The sequence below is a fragment of the Streptomyces tagetis genome, from assembly GCF_018069565.1.
Classification (GTDB): Bacteria; Actinomycetota; Actinomycetes; order Streptomycetales; family Streptomycetaceae; genus Streptomyces; species Streptomyces tagetis.
The window spans coordinates 662,053-683,433 of record NZ_JAGPNL010000003.1; the positions used below are offsets into that span (position 1 = coordinate 662,053).

General features: G+C 68.6%; 16 protein-coding genes and 1 pseudogene. 9 read left to right on the forward strand and 8 right to left on the reverse strand.

Annotated elements, in window-relative coordinates; translation table 11 throughout:
• Positions 1-32: 32 nt before the first annotated feature.
• Together J5Y05_RS15180 and J5Y05_RS15185 are read right to left on the reverse strand one after the other, a co-directional pair.
• Positions 33-1,445, reverse strand: coding sequence for an FtsK/SpoIIIE domain-containing protein (locus J5Y05_RS15180; RefSeq protein ID WP_307853922.1), 1,413 nt, complete (start codon positions 1,443-1,445; stop codon positions 33-35).
• A gap of 162 nt (positions 1,446-1,607) precedes the next feature.
• Positions 1,608-1,994 (reverse strand): hypothetical protein, encoded by a 387-nt coding sequence (locus tag J5Y05_RS15185; protein WP_210872551.1) that lies wholly within the window; start codon positions 1,992-1,994, stop codon positions 1,608-1,610.
• 162 nt (positions 1,995-2,156) lie between these two features.
• On the opposite strand from J5Y05_RS15185, the gene J5Y05_RS15190 reads away from it, so the two are divergent.
• A complete protein-coding gene (locus J5Y05_RS15190) occupies positions 2,157-2,603 on the forward strand; it encodes a GntR family transcriptional regulator (RefSeq protein WP_210872553.1) in 447 nt (148 codons plus the stop codon).
• Positions 2,604-3,706: 1,103 nt separating this feature from the next.
• Here J5Y05_RS15190 and J5Y05_RS15195 read toward each other — a convergent pair.
• The 4 genes and pseudogenes from J5Y05_RS15195 to J5Y05_RS15210 all read right to left on the reverse strand — a co-directional run bounded on the left by J5Y05_RS15195 (position 3,707) and on the right by J5Y05_RS15210 (position 7,518).
• On the reverse strand, positions 3,707-4,063 hold the full coding sequence (locus J5Y05_RS15195) for an ASCH domain-containing protein (protein WP_210872554.1): 357 nt from the start codon (positions 4,061-4,063) through the stop codon (positions 3,707-3,709).
• Positions 4,060-5,175 carry a hypothetical protein gene (locus J5Y05_RS15200; RefSeq protein WP_210872557.1) on the reverse strand — a complete coding sequence of 372 codons (1,116 nt, stop codon included), beginning with the start codon at positions 5,173-5,175 and terminating at the stop codon, positions 4,060-4,062. The genes J5Y05_RS15195 and J5Y05_RS15200 overlap by 4 nt, the downstream gene beginning before the upstream one ends.
• A 616-nt stretch (positions 5,176-5,791) precedes the next feature.
• Positions 5,792-6,232: a hypothetical protein gene (locus J5Y05_RS15205; RefSeq protein WP_210872559.1), complete on the reverse strand. Its 441-nt coding sequence runs from the start codon at positions 6,230-6,232 to the stop codon at positions 5,792-5,794.
• A 55-nt stretch (positions 6,233-6,287) separates the two neighbouring features.
• A pseudogene (locus J5Y05_RS15210) lies at positions 6,288-7,518 on the reverse strand (helix-turn-helix domain-containing protein).
• Positions 7,519-7,989: 471 nt separating this feature from the next.
• Here J5Y05_RS15210 and J5Y05_RS15215 point away from each other — a divergent pair.
• From J5Y05_RS15215 to J5Y05_RS15230, 4 genes are all read left to right on the forward strand, one after another.
• Complete coding sequence (locus tag J5Y05_RS15215; protein ID WP_210872561.1) at positions 7,990-11,556, forward strand: type I restriction endonuclease subunit R; 3,567 nt, start codon at positions 7,990-7,992, stop codon at positions 11,554-11,556.
• Between the two features lie 14 nt (positions 11,557-11,570).
• Entirely contained in the window at positions 11,571-13,061 is a 1,491-nt protein-coding gene (locus J5Y05_RS15220; protein WP_210872563.1) for a restriction endonuclease subunit S, read from the forward strand.
• On the forward strand, positions 13,058-14,617 hold the full coding sequence (locus tag J5Y05_RS15225; RefSeq protein ID WP_210872564.1) for a type I restriction-modification system subunit M: 1,560 nt from the start codon (positions 13,058-13,060) through the stop codon (positions 14,615-14,617). The genes J5Y05_RS15220 and J5Y05_RS15225 overlap by 4 nt, the downstream gene beginning before the upstream one ends.
• Before the next feature lie 73 nt (positions 14,618-14,690).
• Complete coding sequence (locus tag J5Y05_RS15230; protein ID WP_210872566.1) at positions 14,691-15,341, forward strand: HEPN domain-containing protein; 651 nt, start codon at positions 14,691-14,693, stop codon at positions 15,339-15,341.
• Positions 15,342-15,610: 269 nt separating this feature from the next.
• Here J5Y05_RS15230 and J5Y05_RS15235 read toward each other — a convergent pair whose 3' ends face one another.
• The gene (locus J5Y05_RS15235; RefSeq protein ID WP_210872568.1) at positions 15,611-16,474 is read right to left on the reverse strand and encodes an alpha/beta fold hydrolase; all 864 of its coding nucleotides are present in this window, start codon (positions 16,472-16,474) and stop codon (positions 15,611-15,613) included.
• Positions 16,475-16,695: 221 nt separating this feature from the next.
• On the opposite strand from J5Y05_RS15235, the gene J5Y05_RS15240 reads away from it, so the two are divergent.
• The 4 genes from J5Y05_RS15240 (at position 16,696) to J5Y05_RS15255 (ending at position 20,757) form a co-directional block, all read left to right on the forward strand.
• A complete protein-coding gene (locus J5Y05_RS15240) occupies positions 16,696-17,319 on the forward strand; it encodes a LysE family translocator (protein ID WP_210872570.1) in 624 nt (207 codons plus the stop codon).
• A 236-nt stretch (positions 17,320-17,555) separates the two neighbouring features.
• The gene (locus tag J5Y05_RS15245; RefSeq protein ID WP_210872572.1) at positions 17,556-18,437 is read left to right on the forward strand and encodes a DUF2797 domain-containing protein; all 882 of its coding nucleotides are present in this window, start codon (positions 17,556-17,558) and stop codon (positions 18,435-18,437) included.
• A 580-nt stretch (positions 18,438-19,017) separates the two neighbouring features.
• Entirely contained in the window at positions 19,018-19,905 is an 888-nt protein-coding gene (locus tag J5Y05_RS15250; RefSeq protein WP_307853930.1) for an amidohydrolase family protein, read from the forward strand.
• A gap of 111 nt (positions 19,906-20,016) precedes the next feature.
• Positions 20,017-20,757 (forward strand): response regulator transcription factor, encoded by a 741-nt coding sequence (locus J5Y05_RS15255; RefSeq protein WP_210872574.1) that lies wholly within the window; start codon positions 20,017-20,019, stop codon positions 20,755-20,757.
• A 141-nt stretch (positions 20,758-20,898) separates the two neighbouring features.
• Here J5Y05_RS15255 and J5Y05_RS15260 read toward each other — a convergent pair whose 3' ends face one another.
• Entirely contained in the window at positions 20,899-21,381 is a 483-nt protein-coding gene (locus J5Y05_RS15260; protein WP_210872576.1) for a PPOX class F420-dependent oxidoreductase, read from the reverse strand.

Sequence of the window (21,381 nt, forward strand, 5' to 3'; positions counted from 1 at the left end):
GCCGAATGTAGATCCTTATGACGCGGTGCATGTCAGGCCGCCTTTGCCGGGGGCTCGGGGTCGGGCTTGGTGAGGTCCACGACCGGGCGCCCGGTCAGGTTCTCCAGGAGCCGGGCCGGGTGCTGCGCCAGGCGGGCGGTCTGCTCGGCGATGCGGGCGGCGTCCTCGTCGGCGACGTAGGGCGTACGGATGCGTACGAAGCCGGGGCGCCCGTGCTGGGACATGACCGCGACACCGACGTAGGCGGGATCCTGGAGATTGACCGGGCTGGCGTCGGGCCACTCACGGATGTCGTCGCCGAGCGCGGCCACGGCGGCATCCGCGGTCTTCTGCGCGAAGGACAGCCCGACCGGGCACACATCCCGGATGAAGGTGGGGATGGCGTCCCCGGTGGTCTTCTGCGTGGTCAGCACGGTCAGGAAGCCGACCGAACGACCCTTCTTCACCAGGTCCTCCGTCAAGCGGGCGTTGTCCGCCGCGAACGCGGCGAGCTTCCTGGTGGCCGGGTCGGAGCCCTTGTGATCGCGGAAGTAGGTGTGGGCTTCGTCGATGACGATGACGATCAGCGGCCAGTCGGCAGACGGGCCGACGTGCCACATGTTCTTCACGCCCAAGACGCTGCGGATGGACGCGGAACGGGCGCGGCGCAGCTGCACCAGTTCCTTCAACAGCTTGTTCGCCTGCTCCAGGTCGTCGCCGCAGAACGCGAACGCCCGCTGGACGAGGTCGGCGTAGTCGCCCTCATAGGCGTGGGAGACCTTGCCGTCGAAGAAGACGAACTGAACGGCCAGCGAGGGTGCCCAGTCGCACACCAGCCGGTTCACGCACGAGGTCTTCCCGAAGCCCGGCAGGCCGCTGACAGCCATGCCGGGTACTTCCCTGAGGGGCACGACGACGGGCATACCGAACTCGTCGACACCCAGGTCCCACTTCGCGTACTCCTCCGGCGGGCGGCCGGTGGGCACGTGCACGGTCGGCACGATCAGCGGGTCCACCCGCACCCCGCGCAGCAGGACCTGTCCGGGCCTGTCCCCGGGCAGCGCGGACACCCGCGTCATGCGCCAGGCGTCCGCCAGGTAGGGGGCGGCCTTCTGGAACTCCGCCAGACCCACCTTCGGCAAGCAGTTCGCCCACGCCATCACCCCGAAGGCGTCCGGCGTGACCTTGAGCGCCGGAACCAGGACCCGGGGCTTGGGCGGCGTGCCGTCCGTGTTCGCGAGCGAGGCCAGGGGGGTGGGCATCTTGTCTGTGACGGACAGTCCGCACATCTGCGCGAGCCGCTTCCAGCCCCAGCGAATCCGTATCGCCTGTCGGATACTGATGCGCTCCATCGGCGACGCCCGCAGGTAGCGGACGACCCAGACCACGGCCCACAGGGCGATCAGTCCGAGTCCCAGCCACGTTGCTCCGCGGAGCCAACCGAACGCTTCGTTGAGGTCGTTCACCGGTCTTCCTTCGTGTCGTTCGGGAAACCGCGCGGCACCGGACGCGCGGAGAAGTACAAGGGATAGGGGCGCATGCCCCGGACGGGCAGCCGCTCCGTCGATGAAGATTGCGAGCGGGCGGCTGCCATCTGGGGTCTCACCCCAGCCGTGCGGGGAGCGGCGTCACGCCGCAGCGGGCTCGGGCGCGGCCACGTCCTGCTGCACGTGCGAACCGTCGACGAGCTCCAGCGCAGAGCAGCGGTACGCCACGCCCTCCTGAAGCTGATCGTTGAAGATCCGCGCCCACGGGCTCGCGAAGAGGTCCACCGGGCGGACGAACCGGCCCTGGTGCAGGCCGTTGGGCAGACCGGTCTGCGGGACGGTCACCTTGATCGCCTCGGCGCGCTCACCCTCCATCACGAAGAGGGTCAGCGTGCACAGCGGCGCACCGGTCTCGAAGTCCACCGCGCGGACCCCGTTCTCCTGGTCCTTCCACTTCGGCACCGTCGGCGTGCCGACCATGACGTTCGTGGAGTCCAGCACGTGCACGCGGATAACGGTCCTGGCCATGACAGTGAGGCCCTTTCTGCAGGGGGTGACCGGTGATCTCCGGCCAGGAGCAGATACAACCACATGTTTCAGTTGGCTGCAACGCTAGGCAACTGAAACGCTGAGGGTGGGAGTTTGCTGGTACTCCCGCGTGATCTAGCTGGGTGGCCGTATCCTGCGGCCATGACACTGCCCCTCGATCGGGACCACCGGCCCCCCTACGTGCAGGTCGCCGAGTACCTGCGACGCCAGATTCAGATCGGCGTCCTGAAGCCCGGTGACCAGATCCCCCCGTCGCGGGAACTTCAGGAGAAGTTCGGCATCGCCAGCGCCACCGTGCAGAACGCGTTCCGCATGCTCAAGAACGAGGGGCTCATCTATGGCGTCCAGGGCAGGGGCAGTTTCGTGCGCCGGCCCGAAGGTGAACCCGAGCAGGCTCAGGACGAACAGGTCGAGGGTGCACCCGAGAGTGCGCCCCCCAAGCCGACGCCTTCCGAGACTCGCTACTTCAACCTCGCCATGGACGTTGAGGAGCTGAAGCATGAACTGGCGAGCCTGAAGCAGGACATGGCCAAGATGTTCACTCTGATGCAGAAGATGGCAGACCACATCGAAGGGCAAGAGAGTTGAGTTCCCGCGCCGCCTGCTGCATGAGCTCCGCGAACTCAGCTATCTCGCCAGCCAGTTGCTCCACGTCCGCTTCTAGCGCTGCGATCTCTGGCTCGTCCACCGTTTCCCCGTCCATCGCTGTGCTGTTCTTCCGTATGGCCTCGTAAAACCCCTCGGTGGCCCGTCCTGGTGAAGCGCGCGTGCACCATTCGGCCGCTCGTCCGGGAAGCCTGCTGAAACCGGGCTTCCTGCCGCAACCCAGGTGCCCGCCGGGCGGGAGCGGGCAGGGAAATCCCTCGTGACTTCCCGTCGCGCGGGCGGCGGAGCCGCAGGACCGCACCGCCTGACGGGAAGCATTGAAACGGTGATATCGCCGACGAACCATGATGAACACGTCAAAGCAGCCCACCGCCTACCGGCCGAAGCGGCCGAAGGGGCGAGCTGTCCAAAGTTTCTTCACTGGATCAAGGCGGCCCGCTGACGCGGGCCGCGCGGCGCGGCGGCCCCAGGCCGCCGCTGGCTCCATGTCTCCGCCACCGCCCGCGACGGCCCCCGTCCGCTCGCGCCGCAAAGCCCGAGAAGCGGTCAGCCGGACCCCGCGAAGAACCTTGCCAGTCACCCCAGGGCGCGCACGGCCGACAGGGGCGAGGCGCTCGCCAAGTTCACGTGGGACACCGCGAATTGCTGTTAAACCAGTTGTGGCTGGGCGGCTGGCCTCAGCGCCGCAGACCGAGTCCATGCATCAGCCGCAACGCCGACGGCGCGCCGAGGCCGGTGTGATGCGGAGGCCCGTGACGTTCGAAGAAGCGTGGCTGATGCCGGTGGGGGGTTGCTGGAGACACACGTGGCGGGTGCGTGTTCGGCGCACCCGCAGCCGTGGCTGACTTTCGGTGGCTCAGGGCAGACCCTTCTCCAACTCGATGACAGGGAGCCGGGGTTGAGCGGCACCCGTGTCAGAGCACGCCAACCGCCCCGGTGCCATCGGCACCGGGGTCCTTACCAGGGATTCTGCGACTGGACCACCCGGATTGCCGTCCCGGCTGAGGGGTGGTCCGGTCTCCAGTTGTTGGCGTTCCCTTGGGGAAGCCGTACCGTCCCCGGGGGGTGAGGACCGTACGGCGGGCTTATGGCAGCAGTTCGAGTTCGATGGCGAGCGCGCCGAGCGCTTCCTTCTCCGCGGAGTAGATCTCGCGGATGTTGGCGAGCTGCTGCTCACGGGAGGACGCCGGGTTGACGTTCGCCGGGCCCTCTCCGTCGAGCAGTTCGTCGAACGTCTTGTACTCCGTGACCCGCTTCACCAGGACGTCGCACGTCTCGTCCGTGCCCTTGATCCGGAAGCGGATGACGTTTCCGGCGGCCAGGTCTTCGAGGTGGGGGTACTTGACCCGCACCTCGATCGTCTTCTGACCGGCGGCGACGAGGTCGAAGTACCGGCGGTAGAGGTTCAGCTCGCGAACGTGGGCGGCTGCGGTTTCCGTCATGGGGCGGGAACGCTCCTAGCTGTTGCGGTGGTCATGAGTCGGCCGAGTTCACCGGCCGAATACGAGCGGAAGAAGTGGCGAGGGTCGGCGAGTAACACGTCAGTCAGACCGAGCAAGCGGTCGACGTATTCAGCCAACGAGCCCGGCCACTCTCGGGTGTCGAGCATCCACGGGGCCGCACCGTCGGGCAAGGGCGCTCGCCCCTCGCGGATAAGAGACTTGGACAACTTCGCGCCTGTGTCCGTGACGACCTGGGGGCAGAACAGCCGGGCGGGCAGCTGCCCGCGGGTGAGGCCGACGGCCTGTAGCGCGCCGTCGACGAGGATGCAGCCGGGCATCCAGTCGCTGCCTTTGACCATGACGTACAGCGTGCCGGCCGATCCCGTGATGGCCAGCTCCTTGACCAGGTTCCGGTACAGCGTGGCCAGGTCCAGGTAGCCACCGTTGGCCGGTTCGATGATGACCTCGTATTCGCCATGGTGCAGGCACACGGCCGAGACGGTTGCGCGCTCGAAGCCGTCGTCACGGACGTGGGTTCGCTCCGCGTACTTCTCGGCCCACCCGCAGCCGGGACGCGGGCAGGGGACACGGACGTGTGGGACGCCGGACGACGGAGACAGGTGCCAGCGGGCGGCGTCCATGCGGGGCAGCACGCGCAGCCAGGTACGGCGGAAGTGCTCGCCCGCCTGCTGCTGACTGTAGGTCTCGACCGAGTACGACACGTGCAGGCGCTCGGACAGGGCCGTGAACAGCGGGCGGTACAGCTTGTCGACTTGTTCCGCGACGCCGGCCGCGCCCAGGGCGTGCGCGTAGGCGCGCTGGTAGCGGTGACCGGTTTCCTTGTCGGTGACGATGGCATATGGCGCGTTGTCGAGGGCGCCGAACTGGACTTCGGCCTGTACACCGAACTTGTCGCGGATGCGCGCCGCGGTGGCGAACGTGAGCGACTGAACCAGGGACGTTCCGACGTGCGGCGCTCCGTTGATCTGAGTTCCCACCACGAACACGATCCGCTCCGGAGCTGCGTTGACGAGGTGCGGCCTGAGCAGGTCCTCAGCGCTGGTGAGCGCGTTCGCCAGCACGGTGTTCGGCGATACGGGATAGGTGGTCACCGCGTCTTCCCCTCGGTAGATGGGCAGGATTGCGCCGCGGAGCGGCGGGTGTGCGTTTAGCGGGAGAGCTCCGGTTGGGTGGCGGGCCCGCCCCCGCGCCGGGGGTCATCGGGGCGTGCGCCTCCCCGTGGCCTCCGGTGGCGGCCGGTCCCCGCCGGGGAGTGGGGTGGGCACCGGGCGGGGGCTTGCGGGGGTGCCGGGCGGCGTGTGGGCAGCGGGTACACCCGGAGGGAGTACCGGGCGTCGTAGTCCGTCACCGCGAACACGAAGGCGCGACCTGCGGCGAGGGTGCGTAGCGCGTGCTCGTACGCCTGGTCACTGTCGGCCCACGCGCGCAGTTCGGCATCAGGGCGAGAAACGTCCGGCCTCGTGATGATGAGCGGCGCAGCTCGGAGGAACGCGGCCCCGGGATCTGGGGACAGCAGCCGAGCGAGGCGGAATGCCTGGGCACGCAGCCAGCGGGCGGCGAGACGCGGGGACCGGCCGCGGTAGGCGGCGAGCAGGACTTCGCGGGTGCCGCTGAGGTCGTGGGCGGTCGCCTCACAACGGAAGGCGATAGGCGACCGCATCGCGGGACGTGCAGAGGCCGGCGGAGCGAGCGTCAGCACGGCCGGGGTCACCGCACCTGCTCCCGAGCCGATTCCCTGGCTTCGATGAGCTGACCGAGCTGGATGTAGTACAGCTCGACTTGCGCCGGGGTGAGCACCAGCATGCTCTCGCAGGTGCCGCCGTCCTCGTAGTGCACGGTGGCCGGCAGCGCGGCCTGCTGTGCGCGGTGGTCGTAGACGGCGTCCCTCTTCATGGGCGTGACGTGCGTGACCGGCACGGGCACGGGGCGCAGGGTCTTTCCGTCGTTCCTGGCCCGCCAGTCCTCTCCACCACCGGGCGGACGCAGTTGGTACGACGCGGAGCTGTCGCTCGGCAGGGCGACGACCACCCCGATCTTCCCGCCCTTGGCGAGGTCAAGGGCGAGGTCGCCGAGACGGGGGTGAAACGGGGCGCCGGGCGTTAACTCGGCGCCAAGCGAGGGCAGTTGATGCGAGCTCTGTTTGGACATGTTCCGAAGCTAGGAGGAGCTCCGAGGCCCAATATGAACCGCAGGAATACGACCCTCATCCGTCGAGGTGGAAGCGGTCTGACATGCGGCGCAGCTTCTCACGGGTGGTAGCCCGCTCGGCGTACACGATGCTGCGCAGAGTTGACCGGGCGATGGGGTGGTTGCGGACGAGCTGGGGCGCGATGTGCTCGGCCTTCTCCAGTTCCGTCAGCGCCTTGTCGCGGTTTCCGTCCCACAGCCAGGCACGCGCCAGGTCCATGTGGTGGTGGCCGCGGCGGGAGTTGGGAAGCGCGTCGACCACGGCCGGGCCTGTGCGGCGGTTTATCGAGAGCGCCTTGCGTTGCTCGTGCATCTCCAGCGCGACGCTGATCGCGTGAATCTGCACGTTGCCCGCCGAGAACGTCAGGCTGTGACGGTCGTAGACCGGGGGACCGCCGTACTCCGTCAGCCGTTCCGCTGCGGCCCGTGCGTGGTCAATACGGTCCTCGGCTTCCGCAGTGCGACCCGCTCGGGCCGCGGAGACAGCGGCACGCAGTTGGAGCGTGCCCCACGCGCGGACCGCCAGCGGCTTGCCCTGGTCGTAAGCCTGCTGCACGGTGCGGATCGCCTTGTCCGACAAGGCGATGGAGTCTTCCCAGTCCGCCGTGGCCCACATGTCCCACACGCGCATCCAGTCGGCGACGGCGGGCATGACGGGGTCGGCGGACTGCTGAGCGGACCAGGCGGCCCGCTCGCATGCCATGGCGATCAGCTGAGGGTGTCCGAGGGCGTGTGCGGCGGTGTGGGCGAACTTGCAGCACACGGCGTAGATGGCGAACGCCTCTTCCCGCTCGTGCCCCGTCGCGACTTCGGCGAGGGCTCGTGCCTCACGGAGCAGGTCAGGGAGAATCTGCATGATCGCCACGTTGGCGGCAGCGTCCCGCAGACGGTGCAGGCGGGTGGTGTCCTGCCAGAGTTGACGGGCAGGTCGAGGGGTTCCGTCAAAGACGGGGGCGAGGTCGTAGCGGCGCAACTCACGCAGGATCGCTGCGGCCGAGACCTGCCACTGGTTCTCGGCCGGGGAGCTGTTGTACGGGCGCCCGATCAAGTCGTTCGGGTGTACGTGCAGCTCCGAGGCGAGCAGGTTGAGCAGGCTGACGCGGTCCAGCTCGATGAGCCCGCGTTCCATCTTGGAGACCCATCCCTGGGTCTTGCCCAGGGCGGCGGCGAGGTCGGGCCTGAGTCATGCCGAGGCGGAGCCGTGCGCGGCGTACGCGGCGGCCGATCTCTTCAGCTTCTTCCAGCATTAGCGCGCCCCCCTGTAGGTGAGGCGCCGGCAGTCGAGCGGGCGGCGGGACATCGGTGCTCCGTCCGTAGAGGCTTCTCCTCACGAAGGTACCCAGAGTGCGCGCCGGGTGTGCAGCACTGGGCCGGGGACCGCCCGCCACGACGAAGGCGTCAGGGGATCGCTGCGTCCATGAGTAGTTGAGAGGAGGCCGACGAAAGATCCGCGGCTGACGATCTCTCCGCGCACCTCGCTGAGGGGAATCGGCTCGAATCGGTCGGAAACGAGCAGAGTGGAAGTTCGTCAGAGCGACGAGAAGGGAGTCATGTGGCGTGGTGGTAGTCAGCGGCGGGGTGCGGCGTGCTCCACCTGGAGGCTGCCGCTGGGGAAGGAAGCAGCGGCTGAACTGACGTTGTCCAGACCTCCCTGCGCGTCGCTGCGTAAGCTGGGCTCCCACCAATCAGTAAGGCGCGATAGCGGGGGATAGGGCAGCATGGACGACCGGCTTCGCGACTTTGCGAAGGGCTCACCCAACTTCGGGGTGCTGTATCAGCACCAGCCGCTGCTCTCCCTGTACGGGGCTTCCGCCGAAGCGACCGTGTTCACAAACCCCAATTCCTCGCTGGTCCAGGCGGGCCAGTTCGGCGAGGTCCTCGCCGAGGAACTGGTCGCCCGTATCGGGATGCGGATCGAGGGCGATCGGCAGATCGACCGGCTGACCGCGCTGACCAGGGCTGGAGTCCTTGTCCCGGAGATCCGCGACGACTTCGACCGGCTGCGCCGCGACCGGAACAAGGCCGCCCACAGTCACCTCTTCGACACGGCGCGGGCCCTGGCCGCCGTACGGATCTGCTACCGGCTCGGCCTCTGGTTCCACGATGCCATCGACGGCCGGCGGACCGTCGCCGAGTTCGTGCCGCCCACGGATCCCGGTGACAGCGCTCAGATCACGGACCCTGCCGAGCTTGCCGAGCTGCGCGAGGCCCTCGACGGCCACCGTCAGGCGCTCACGCAGGCCCGTATGCGGCTTGCCGAGGCCGACGACGCGCTGGAGGCCGAGCGCAGGGCGCGAGCCGAGGCCGAGAACCTGATCGCCAGCGCCGATGCCAACAAGACAGAACTGCTTGCACGAGTCGAGCAGTTGAGCACTCAGATCGAAGATCTGCGCGCTACCCAGCAGGCGAAGTACGAGGCCGCTCGCAGGCAGCCGCGCCCGGTCGATGCCAAGCGGCGCGAGGCGATCATCCATCGTGCGCAGAGGCCCGCCGCACTCAACGAGGTGCAGGCCCGCGAGGCCATCGACGAGATGCTGCACGCGGCGGGATGGGTCGTCCAGGACCGCGACCAGGTCAACCCGGGAGAGAGCCAGGGCGTGGCTGTACGGGAGTTCACGCTGGCCACCGGCCGCGCGGACTACGTCCTGTATGTCGACGGCAGGATCGTCGGTGTGATCGAGGCCAAGCGGGAGGGCGACCACCTCTCCAGTGCCGTGGAGCAGAACGACCGGTACGCGGCCGGTGTCCTCAAGGAGCACCGGCTCGCCGTCTGGCGGGAGACGGAGCCGTTCGCGTTCCGCTACGCGACGACCGGCACCGAGACCTATTTCATCAACCGTCTCGACCCCGACGCCCGCTCCCGCGAGGTGTTCTCCTTCCACCGCCCCGAGACGGTGGCCGCCTGGATGCGTCGCGCCGACGAGACACCGGCCGCCCCGACGTTCCGGGCAGCCCTGCGCCGACTGCCCGTGCTGGAGTCGAATGGGCTGCGTCTCGCCCAGATCGACGCCATCAGCGGCCTGGAGGAGTCCCTGAGCGAGGACCGGTCGCGGGCCCTGATCCAAATGGCGACGGGCGCGGGCAAGACCTTCACCGCCGTGGCACAGACCTACCGGCTGCTCAAGCACGCCAAGGCGCGCCGGGTCCTGTTTCTCGTCGACCGCAACAACCTGGGTCGGCAGGCGTACGACGAGTTCCGTAAGTTCACGACACCGGACGACGGCCGCAAGCTGTCCGACATCTACAACGTCGACCGGCTCGGCGCGGCGGGCCTCCAGGACACGTCGTCGGTGGTCATCTGCACGATCCAGAAGATGTACTCGCTGCTGCGCGGGGAGACCCTCGTTGATGACGAGCAGGCGGACGAGACCTCGGATAGCACGGCGTACGAGGACACGTACGCGACGGACCTGCCCATTGAGGTCTCCTACAACCCGAAGGTCCCGATCGAGTCCTTCGACCTGATCATCGTGGACGAGTGTCACCGCTCGATCTACGGCCTGTGGCGGGGCGTGTTGGAGTACTTCGACGCGCACCTGGTTGGTCTGACCGCCACCCCCACACTTCAGACCCTCGGCTTTTTCGGCCGCAACCTGGTCTCCGAATACACCTATCCGCAGGCCGTTGCGGACGGGGTGAACGTCGACTTCGACGTCGTACGGATGCGCACCGACCTGCGCGAGAAAGGCGCCGCGACCATCGAGTCGGGCACGACGGTGCGGGTGAAGGACCGCAAGACGCGGCGGCAGCGCTACCAGGAACTGGACGACGACTTCACCTACACGACTGGGCAGATAGGCCGCTCGGTGGTGACGGTGGACGAGATCCGGGCGGTGCTTACCGCATACCGGGACAACTGGCGGCGCTGGTTCCCCGGGCGGACCGAGCTTCCGAAGACCCTGATCTTCGCGGTCGGCGAGGACCATGCGGAAGATGTCCTCGCGCAGGTCAAGGAGGTCTTCGGGCGCGGCGACGACTTCGCGAAGAAGATCACGTACAAGAGCCGTCAGGCCGGCGAGGACCCGGACGAGCTGATCCGAGCGCTGCGGACCTCGCCCCGGATGCGGGTCGCCGTCACCGTCGACATGATCGCGACCGGTACGGACGTGAAGGCTCTGGAGTGCGTGATCTTTCTGCGCGAGGTGCGCAGCGCCGTCCTCTTCGAGCAGATGAAGGGCCGCGGCGCTCGCACCATCGACGCAACAGAGCTCCAGGAGGTCACACCGGATGCGGACGCGATGGTCCGCAAGGACCGGTTCGTACTCGTCGACGCTGTCGGGGTGACGGACTCCCCGCTGGTGGACGCCAAGCCGCTGGTGCCTGCGGGCGAGCGGCAGGTCTCACTGGCCAAGCTGCTGGACAAGGCCGGTATGAAATCGATCAGCGCGAGTGAGGCCGAAATTCTGGCGGGACGGCTGGCGCGGCTCAACCAGCAGTTGACGGAGGAGGAGCGCGAGCAGCTGACGCGCGCCTCGGGCGGACGGACCCTGTCTGAGATCGCGGGTGCCATTGTGAAGGCGGTGGACCCGGACCGGCAGGAGCGGGCGCTGGATCAGGGCGGCCAGACGGCGGCCCGGCGGCTCGTGGAGGACGCGATCGCTCCGCTGACGGAGTATCCCGAGCTTCGACGGCACATCATCGAGATCCGGCGGGACAAGGACTACCTCTTTGACGAGTTCACGGCCGTCGAGGTGACGGACGTCGATGAAATCCCGCGCGAGGAGCGGGCCCGGGAGCAGGTCGGCCGCTGGAGCCGACTCCTGAAGGAAGAGCGCGACCGCATCGCGGCGGTCAGCATCGCGCTGACGAGCCCCCGGTCGGTTTCCCCTGAGGAGACGTATGCCGCGCTGAAGGAACTGGCACTGGAGATCCGCCGCCCGCAGTTCGCCTGGACTCCACAGGTGCTGTGGACGTACTACGAGGACTTGGGCGCGGCGGTCCACTCCGACGGCGGCGGCCGAGAGGCCGGGGTGCCCGACCTTATCTCTCTGATCCGGTACGAGCTAGGAGTGGACGAGGAGCTGCGGCCGTACCGTGAGACGGTGGAGGAGCGCTTTGAGGGGTGGCTGCTCAAGCAACGGCAGGCGGGAGCGGACTTCTCGGATGAGCAGCTGTGGTGGCTGCGGTCCATACGTGATGTGGTAGCGAGCGACGTCGGGATCAGTACGGCGGAGTTCAATGCCGAGCCCTTCAAAGGGAAGGGTGGCGGGCGGGGCTTCGCGCACGCGTTTCCGGGGCGGGATGTTCGGTCGTTGTTGAGTGAGCTGAATCGAGAGTTGGCTTGAGCGGGTTGAGTGACATGGACCTTCCGCAGGGATGGGCCTGGGCCCGTCTTGACGAAATCGTAGAGGTACTTGACCATCAGCGAGTCCCGGTCAGCGCAACGGAGCGGGCACAGCGTCCTGGAGGGGTTCCCTATTACGGAGCCACCGGACAGGTAGGCTGGATCGATACCGCGCTATTCAACGAGGAGCTAGTACTCCTTGGAGAAGACGGTGTGCAATTCTTTGATGGTCGCAAGTCCAAGGCATACAGAATCTCTGGCCCCTCATGGGTCAATAACCATGCGCATGTCCTGCGAGTTCGCGAGGGTGTCACACTCAGTCGTTTTGTGGTCCACTACCTGAACAACTTCAACTATGAGGGCTATGTAAATGGAACAACTCGCCTAAAGCTCACTAAGTCTTCGATGGCTTCGATCCCAGTCCCTTTGCCTCCGCTCGCGGAGCAGCATCGAATCGTCGAGGCGCTCGAAGCTCACCTCTCCCGCCTCGACGCAGGCATCGCTGGCATGGTCTTGGCCCAAGCGAAGGCTCAGTCCTTCACTTCAGTGCTGTATGGCCGTGCAGTGTCTGGCGGTCTTAGTCGCCCCGTGCACCCTGACGAAGCTGTAGACGAGGCTTTCATCCAAGAAGCCAGCAGCTCACTGGCCGCTCGCCGCTGGAAAGCTGTACCTTGCCTCAACATTCCTGGATACACCCCTCCGGATAATTGGACGACCGTCAGCTTGGGAACTTTGTCCCATGCATCTGGGTACGGCACGTCAGCGAAGTGCGGCTACGATGCTCCAGGCTACCCTGTTCTGCGTATTCCGAACGTGCAGGGCGGATCGATTGATTTGTCTGACGTCAAGAATGCAATGGATTCTAGCCTCGATCTGAGTAAACTCTTCCTTGACCCGGGAGACCTGCTGTTCGTGCGCACGAATGGTAGTCCGAGTCTAATTGGCAGAGTGGGCGTGGTAGAGAAATCGCTACCCTATGCTTTCGCGTCTTACCTGATTAGGTTCCGGCTGACGCCAGGTACTGTCGAACCGCGCTGGGTGAAGTTGGTAACGCAAAGTCCGCTCTGGCGCAGAGTAATCGAAAGATATGCCGCCTCCTCGGCTGGTCAATACAATCTCAGCGCAGAAACCTTGAGTCAGCTTCCTGTGCCGATCCCTCCTCTGGATGTACAGCGCGAGACACTTGAGGCAGTAGATGCGGCCACAACGGGAGCCATGCGCCTTTCCACTGCCATCGACGCCGCGCTGAGGCAATCAGGCTGCCTGCGAAGCGCATTGTTGCAGCGCGCATTCACCGGTTGTCTCGTCTCCCAGGACCCCGCCGACGAGACCGCTTCCGTCCTCCTCGACCGCATTCGCGCCGACCGCGAGGCCCAGCGTGGCAAGTCCAGACGGCCCGTCCGCCGCCCCCGTAAGGCGGCTGCCACCGATGACGCACCGCCGGCACCTCCCGCGTCCTCGACTCCCTCGTCCGCCAACGCCGTTCAGCAGGAGCTTCCCCTGTGACCCCCGCATCCCCCGCCCTGGCACACGCGCAGACCAGCGCCCTGGTCGCCAAGCTCTGGAACTACTGCAATGTCCTCCGGGACAATGGCCTTTCCACCATCGAATACGTCGAGCAGCTCTCGTACCTGCTCTTCCTCAAGATGGCCGATGAGATCGCCTCCGACCCCTTCACCGAGGAGGAGGCCAAAACCGTCGTACCTGCTGAGTACGATTGGCAGTCTCTCGCTCGCCTCAAGGGCATCGACCTCGAAGTCCACTACCGCAAAACCCTCGAAGCGCTCGCCAAGAACCCCGGCACCACCCTCGGCACGATCTTCGCGAAGTCCCAGAACAGGATTACCGAGCCCGCCCTGCTCGAAAAGCTGGTCGTCGAGCTGATCGGCAAGGAGGACTGGACGATCCAGGGGACGGACCTCAAGGGCGACGCCTACGAAGGTCTGCTTGCCAAGGGCGCGGAGGACACCAAGACCGGCGCCGGCCAGTACTTCACGCCCCGCGCGCTCATCGACGCCATGGTCGACGTGATGCAACCGGGCCCCGAAGACACGATCACCGACCCGGCCTGCGGTACCGGCGGCTTCCTGATCGCTGCGCACAGCTACATCCGTAAGCACCACATGCAGCACCTGTCACGGGAACAGCGTCTCGCGCTCGGGTCCGGCAAGATCTGGGGCAACGAACTGGTCACCGGCACGGCCCGTCTGGCCGCGATGAACATGCTCCTGCACGGCATCGGTGACGCCGATGGCGATTCGCTCATCACCGTGGGTGACGCGCTTGCCGACAAGCCTGAGCGCCACGCGTCGCTCGTACTCGCCAATCCGCCCTTTGGCAAGAAGTCTGCGATCACGATCGTCGGCACGGACGGCAAGGCCGAAAAGGAAGACATCTCGTACGAGCGGGACGACTTCCGCGCCACCACCACTAACAAGCAGCTCAACTTCCTGCAGCACATCATGTCGCAGCTGGAGATGAACGGCCGTGCGGCTATCGTCCTGCCGGACAACGTGCTTTTCGAAGGCGGCGCGGGCGAGAAGGTACGCCGCCGCCTGCTGGAAGAGTTCGATCTGCACACGATCCTCCGCCTGCCGACCGGCATCTTCTACGCGGGCGGTGTCAAGGCCAACGTCCTGTTCTTCGAGAAGAAGCCGCCCCGCAGCGGGGGCGCCCACAACACCTCGAAACTCTGGGTCTACGATTTCCGTACCGCCAAGCACTTCACCCTCAAGCAACACCCACTGACCCGCGCGGCTCTTGACGAGTTCATCGAGGCGTACCTGCCGGGTAAGCCGCGCAGCGAGCGGGTGGAGTCCGAGCGTTTCAAGTCCTTCGACTACGACGAACTCATCGCCCGCGACAAGGTGAATCTGGACATCACCTGGATGAAGGACCCGGCACTCGACGACGCCGACAGCCTTCTGCCGCCCGAGGTGATCGCCCAGGAGATCGTCGAGGACTTGCAGGCCGCGCTGAGCGAGTTCGCGGCCATCGCGGAAGCCCTCGGTGGCGAGGTCTCGGCCGACACCGACGTGATTGAGCCAACTGAGAGTGATTGATCCACAACTGGGTTGCCCCTCCCCCGTCCCGCCGGAATCCTGAATTCTCAGACCAGCGAGACGGGGGAGTTCCATGCCGGCCGCACAGCCGCAGACGCGCGAGTTCCGGGCGTTCCTGACCAACCTTGAGTACGCACGGAAGATGATCGTGGCGGGTCAGAGCCTGGCTGCTTTCCAGTCCCCTGTCATCGACATTGGCGACTTCTACCGGGCCGCCTGGGTACAGGCCGTCAGCGCCATCGACCACTGGTTCCATGAGGAGCTGTACCGGCGCGTGGCCGAGCTGGCCGCCGAGGACAGCCCTCAAATGCCCTACCAACTGACGAAGTTCGAGCTGCCCCTGGTCAAGGTGGAGGAAATCCGGCGCGGTACCACCACGCTCGCCGACGCCGTCTCTGAGCATGTCAAGGCGAAGTGGGGCAATGCGGCACTGCAAAACCCTCGCAAGATCAGCGAGGCGCTGAAGCTGGTGACGGAAGAGGACATCTGGGCCAAGGCCGCCGTCCAGCTCAATGAGTGGAACCACGGCCGCACGTCCATGAACGCGCAGACGCTGAAGCAGAAGTACAACTCCATCACTGATCGCCGCAACAGGATCGCCCATGACGCGGACCTGCTAGACGGCGACCTCAAGCGTCGCCGCCCCATCTCCGACGCCGACGTGACCGATGCGATCGACTGGATCGAGCGAATCGCCCTCGCCATCGCCACTGTGCTGGGATGAGTCAGCCACCGTCATTGCGGCGAAGCCACCGTTCGGAGTTGACGGCAACTCTGACGGCAACGACGGCACACAGACGCACATGATCGCTAACCTCGGCGATCGGATCAGTAGGCCGCCGGCACTCCTCATCACCTGCTGCCCGATCCTACGGATCAGAAGGTTGCAGGTTCGAATCCTGCCGAGTGCACAGCAGACCGGGAACCCTGTGGAGAGATCCACAGGGTTCCCGGTGTTTGTCCTGACGGCGGTGTTCAACAGCCCGCTCGTGATCAGGGGGACCGGGTCGTGAGTGCGGCGAGTTCTCCCAGGACCCGGGCGGCCGGCGCCGGGTCGGTCAGCCACTTCAGGTGGCTGCCTTCGAGGGTGCGGACGTCGTACGGGTTGTCCGGGGTCAGCGCGTCGCCCTCGCGGATCAGCCGGTCCTGCAGGGCGAGCGGCAGACTCGCGTCGTCGGCCAGGCGTATGTAGGTCTTCGGGATGCTGCCCCAGGTCGCGGCCTGCGCCCGGTCCGCGGAGGTGCCGACGTCCAGGTTCTCGTCGGGCTGGAAGGTGTTCAGGAAGGTCAGGAACTCCTCGTCGGTGCCGTCGGCGAGGAAGGCCGCCTTGAGCGCTGCGAGGGCGTCCGGGTCCGCGGTGCGGAAGTTGACGCGCAGCAGGCCGAGTTCGGCCGGGTTCCCGGCCAGCGCCAGACCCAGTGAAGCGGCGTCGACGGTGGCCATCTCCGGTTCGGCGTAGTAGTCCGCGACGTCCATGTCGACCGGGCACCAGGACGCGACGTAGACGATGCGGTCGATCAGGTCCGGACGCGCGTTGGCCGCGGCGGTGGCGGTGGCGCCGCCACGACTGTGCGAGACGAGGACGACCGGCCCGTTTCGCTTGGCACGTTCCAGGATTCCGATCAGGTGCGCGGCGTTGTCGGCGAGCGTGACACCGCTGATCGAGCCCGGTGTGACGGCGAGATCTTCGAGATCCTGCGGTGCCTGATAGGCGCGCGGATAAGTCGCCGCGAAACCGTGGCCGGGCAGGTCGACAGCGACCGACCGGTGGCCGAGAAGGCCCAGTTCGGCCTGGAGCGGCGCGAAGGAAAAGGAGTTCGCGAAGGCTCCGTGAACCAGTACGAACGTCGGTCGCATCTGTCTCCCCACCGTCTGGCCTCCTGCCTCGGCGAGGAGCCGAGGAGGGGGCACGTCGTCCCGCACCGCCGGCCCCGGAGAGGCCCCCCGACACCCCGTGGGGAAGGTACGCAGCGAAGATCACCGGTGCAACAGGTATTACCGGCAATACCTGTGCGAGGCGGCCCGGCGGCGTGAAGTGCCCGTGGCCCGCCGTGTCCGGCGTGGTGGAGCATGGGGGCATGGTGGTGGAGGTCGTGGCCGGGGTCGGGGTGCTGGCCCTGTTGACGGTGGTGCCGGGGCCCGACATGGCCGTGGTGACCAAACGGGCCGTCGCGTGGGGGTGGCGGGACGGGCTGCGGACGGTCGGCGGGATCGTCTGCGGGCTGCTCGTCTGGGGCGTGCTCACCGTGGTCGGGCTGGCGGCCGTGCTCGCCGCGTCGGCCACCGCCTATACGGTGGTGAAGCTGGCCGGCGCCGCCTACCTGGTCTTCCTCGGCGCGCAGTCGCTGCTCCGGAGCCGACGGGGCCGTGCCGTACCGGCGGCCGTGGCGCGGGCCGGTGCCGCGAAGGGGAGCCCGTGGCGGACCGGGCTCGTCAGCAACGTCGTCAATCCGAAGATCGCCGTCTTCTACACCGGGCTCCTGCCGACGCTCGCCCCCTCCGGCATGCCCCCGCAGGCCGGGATGGCCCTCCTCGTGCTGCTGCACGGCGTCCTCACCCTGCTCTGGCTCGGCGGCTACGTGCTGGTGCTGGCGAAGGCCCGGGTCTTCTTCGAACGGCCCGCGGTGCGGCGGGCGATGGAGCGCCTCACCGGGGTCGTCCTCATCGGGTTCGGGGTCAAGGTCGCCGCGTCCCAGCCGTGACCGTTCCGGGGCCACGTGGGCTGGTCGCCCGGGGGTGGTTTTCGGGTTCTGGTTCCCGTCCGGGTCTGCCTCGGCCCGGCGCGGGCGGCGGCTGTCGCCGTGCGGGCCGTGGTCGCCGTCCGGGCGTACGAGGAACGGGCTGCCGGGAGCTGCCGACGGCGGGGCGCTGCGGGACCGTTGGTGGGCGGCCCCGTTGGCGACCGGCGTTGTCAGTGGCTCCCTCTACTCTCGGGGTGATGGGACGGGTGTGGACGTGTGCCGGGCTGCGGTGGGCGGAGCGGGGGCCGGAGCTGTGCTGGGTCGGGGGGCGGCGCTCGGCGCTGACCTGGGGGAAACGGGTGGCCTTCGCGGTCGCCGGGGGAGGTGAGCGGACGTGCAGGGGAGCGCGGGGGCATCCCTGTCCGCTGCGGGCGCCGGTGCCGGGGCGGAGCACCGGGGCGCGGTGCGAGGAGTGCGCGCGGCTGGAGCGGGCGCACTCGGTGGCCGCCGACACGGTCGCCGACGACCCGCGGCCGTACCGGGTGTACCTGGCCTGGTTCGGGCCCGGCCTCGTCAAGGTCGGCATCACCGCCGCCGCGCGGGGCCCGGCGCGGCTGCTGGAGCAGGGCGCGGTCTGTTTCACCTGGCTCGGGGAGGGGCCGCTGATGGCGGCGCGGCGCACCGAGGAGATGCTGCGCGCCGCGCTCGGCGTGCCCGACCGGGTCCCGTACGCCCGCAAGCGCGCCGTGCGGGGCGCGCTGCCGCTTACGCCGGGAGAGCGGGCGGCGGAGATCGCGGAGCTGCACGCGCGGGCGGTCGCGCTCGCCGGCCGGCCCGAGTCGTTGACGCCGGAGCCCTTCCGGGCCGTCGACCACGCCGGGGCCTTCCGGCTGGCCGAGGCGGCCGGGGGCCCCGCGGCCGTGGGGGAGGTGGCGGAACTGGTGCCGGGCGGCGCGGTCGGGGGCGAGTTGCTCGCGGTCGCCGGGCCTGACCTGCACCTGGCGACCGAGCGCGGCACCGTCGTCCTCGACGCGCGGCTCATGCCGGGCTGGGAACTGGTGCCCGCCGAGGGCCGGCCGTGCACGGTGCCGGTCAGGGAGTTCAAGGAGGCGGGCGGCGTGCAGGACGGGCTGTTCTGAGCCGTACGGTGGACCCGGCACCGGTCGCCGGGTGATCGTGGACGGCATGAGTGACCACCACACCGTGCCGGTGGGCCCCGGACCGGACGAGGCCCCCGGTCGCCAGGACCGTCACCCCGTGCCGGTGGGCCCCGGCCCCGATGAGGCTCGCGGACGTCAGGGCCGCCATCCCGTGGCGGTGGGCCCCGGACCGGACGAGGCCCCCGGTCGTCAGGACCGTCATCCCGTGTCGGTGGGCCCCGGACCGGACGAGGCCCCCGGTCGTCAGGACCGTCATCCCGTGTCGGTGGGCCCCGGCCCCGACGAGGCCCCCGGTCGTCAGGACCGTCATCCCGTGTCGGTGGGCCCCGGCCCCGACGAGGGTCACGGTCGCCAGGACCGTCATCCCGTGGCGGTGGGCCCAGGACCGGACGAGGCCCACGGCCAGGCCCACCGTGCCGTGCCCCGGAGCACGGCCCCCGCCGGCCCCGGCGAAGCACACCGCCACGCCCACCACACCGTGCCCCAGGCCACCGGCGGGCGGCCGGTCCCGGGCCGCCCGTGTCACGAACGGACCGGACGCCCCGACGAGGTCCGGCAGGTGCGGGGTTTCTGGGAGGGGCTTGGGCTGCCCGGACTCGTCGACGTCCACACCCACTTCATGCCCGAGCGCGTGCTGCGCAAGGTCTGGAGGTACTTCGACGCGCTCGGCCCGCTGACCGGCGGCGTCGAGTGGCCCATCACCTACCGGCACGAGGAGGACGAACGCACCGCGCTCCTGCGGGCGTTCGGCGTACGGGCCTTCACCTCCATGCTGTACCCGCACAAGCCCGGCATGGCCCGCTGGCTCAACGGCTGGGCCGCCGACTTCGCCCGGCGCACCCCCGACTGCCTGCACACCGCGACCCTCTTCCCCGAGCCGGACGTCGAGGCGTACGTCCGCGAGGCCGTCGAGGACGGGGCGCGGATCTTCAAGGCGCACGTGCAGGTGGGGGCGTACGACCCGGCCGACGCCCGGCTCGACGCGGCCTGGGGGCTGCTCGCCGAGGCGGGCGTCCCGGTCGTGATCCACTGCGGCTCCGGGCCCGCCCCCGGCGCGCACACCGGGCCGGGACCCGTCGCGCGGGTGCTGGCCCGCCATCCCCGGCTGCGGCTGATCGTCGCCCACCTCGGCATGACCGAGTACGAGGAGTTCCTGGAACTGGCCGAGCGGTACCCGGAGGTCCGGCTGGACACCACCATGGCGTTCACCGACTTCAGCGAGAAGCTGGCGCCGTTCCCCCGCCGGGCGCTGCCCCGGCTGGCCGCGCTCGGCGACCGGGTCCTGCTCGGCACCGACTTCCCGAACATCCCCTACCCCTACCCGCACCAACTGCGCGCCCTGGAAAGGCTGGAGCTGGGCGACGCCTGGCTGCGGGCCGTCTGCCACGACAACGCCGCCCGGCTCTTCGGCCTGGCCCCCGTCCGGACGGCGCCCGGTGGTGCCTGAGCCCGGAGGACGCCCCTGAGGCGGGGACGTCAAGGCAGCGCCCCCCGTTTCTCAGGGAAATCACAGGATGGCGAAAGAGCCCTCTCAGAGCCTCCCGGCAGCGTGTCCGGCATGACCACGACCTCGCCCCAGGGGCGTACCGAACTGCTCAGGCCGGACGGGAGCCCCGTCCGCGTGCTCGTGGTGGACGGCGAGCAGTCCATCACCGACCTGTTGTCCATGGCCCTGCGGTACGAGGGCTGGCAGATCCGCAGCGCGGGCGACGGGCTCGGTGCCGTCCGGACGGCGCGGGAGTTCCGGCCGGACGCGGTGGTGCTGGACATGATGCTGCCCGACATGGACGGGCTGAGCGCCCTGGGGCGGCTGCGCCGCGATCTGCCCGACGTCCCGGTGCTCTTCCTCACCGCCAAGGACGCGGTGGAGGACCGGATCGCCGGGCTGACCGCGGGCGGCGACGACTACGTCACCAAGCCGTTCAGCCTGGAGGAGGTCGTCGCCCGGCTGCGCGGGCTGATCCGCCGTTCCGGCGCCGCCGACCGCCGTTCCGGCTCCCTGCTGGTCGTCGGCGACCTCACCCTCGACGAGGACAGCCACGAGGTCACCCGGGGCGGGCTCGGCATCCACCTGACCGCCACCGAGTTCGAGCTGCTGCGCTTCCTGATGCGCAATCCGCGGCGGGTGCTGAGCAAGGCGCAGATCCTGGACCGGGTCTGGTCCTACGACTTCGGCGGCCAGGCCAACGTCGTCGAGCTGTACATCTCCTACCTGCGCCGGAAGATCGACGCCGGCCGGGAGCCGATGATCCACACCCGCCGCGGCGCCGGTTACCTGATCAAGCCCGCCACGCCCTGACCACGCGGCGGCCCGGCGCGGCGGGAACGAGGCTCCGTACCGCCGCCCCGCCCCGGTCGCCCGCCTGCCTCGGCAACCGTCCACCGGTCACCCCCCCACTTCACCCCCCCCACTTCACCCCCCCCACTTCACCCCCCCACTTCACCCCCCGCCTCCACGCCCCTCCGCCACCCGCGCCGGGAAGCCCCCGGTCGCCACCGGGCCCCACCGCTCCGGCGTGATCCTCAGCAGCGACTTGCCCTGCTCGGCCATGGCCCGCCGGTACTCGTCCCAGTCGGGGTGCTCGCCGGCGATGACGCGGTAGTACTCGACGAGGGGTTCCACGGAGTCGGGCGGGTCGACGACCTCGGCCGTGCCGTCGACCTGGACCCAGGGGCCGTCCCAGTCGTCGCTGAGCACGATGAGGGCGACCCGGGGGTCCCGCCGGGCGTTGCGGGTCTTGGCCCGTTCGGGGTAGGTGGAGACCACGATCCGCCCGGAGCCGTCGACCCCGCAGGCCACCGGCGATCCCTGGGGGCCGCCGCCGGCCCGGCGGGTCAGGAGCACCGCTCGGTGCCGGGGGCGGACGAAGTCGAGCAACTCCTCGCGGGAGACAGGGGTGTTGGTCGCGATCTTGGGTGCCAT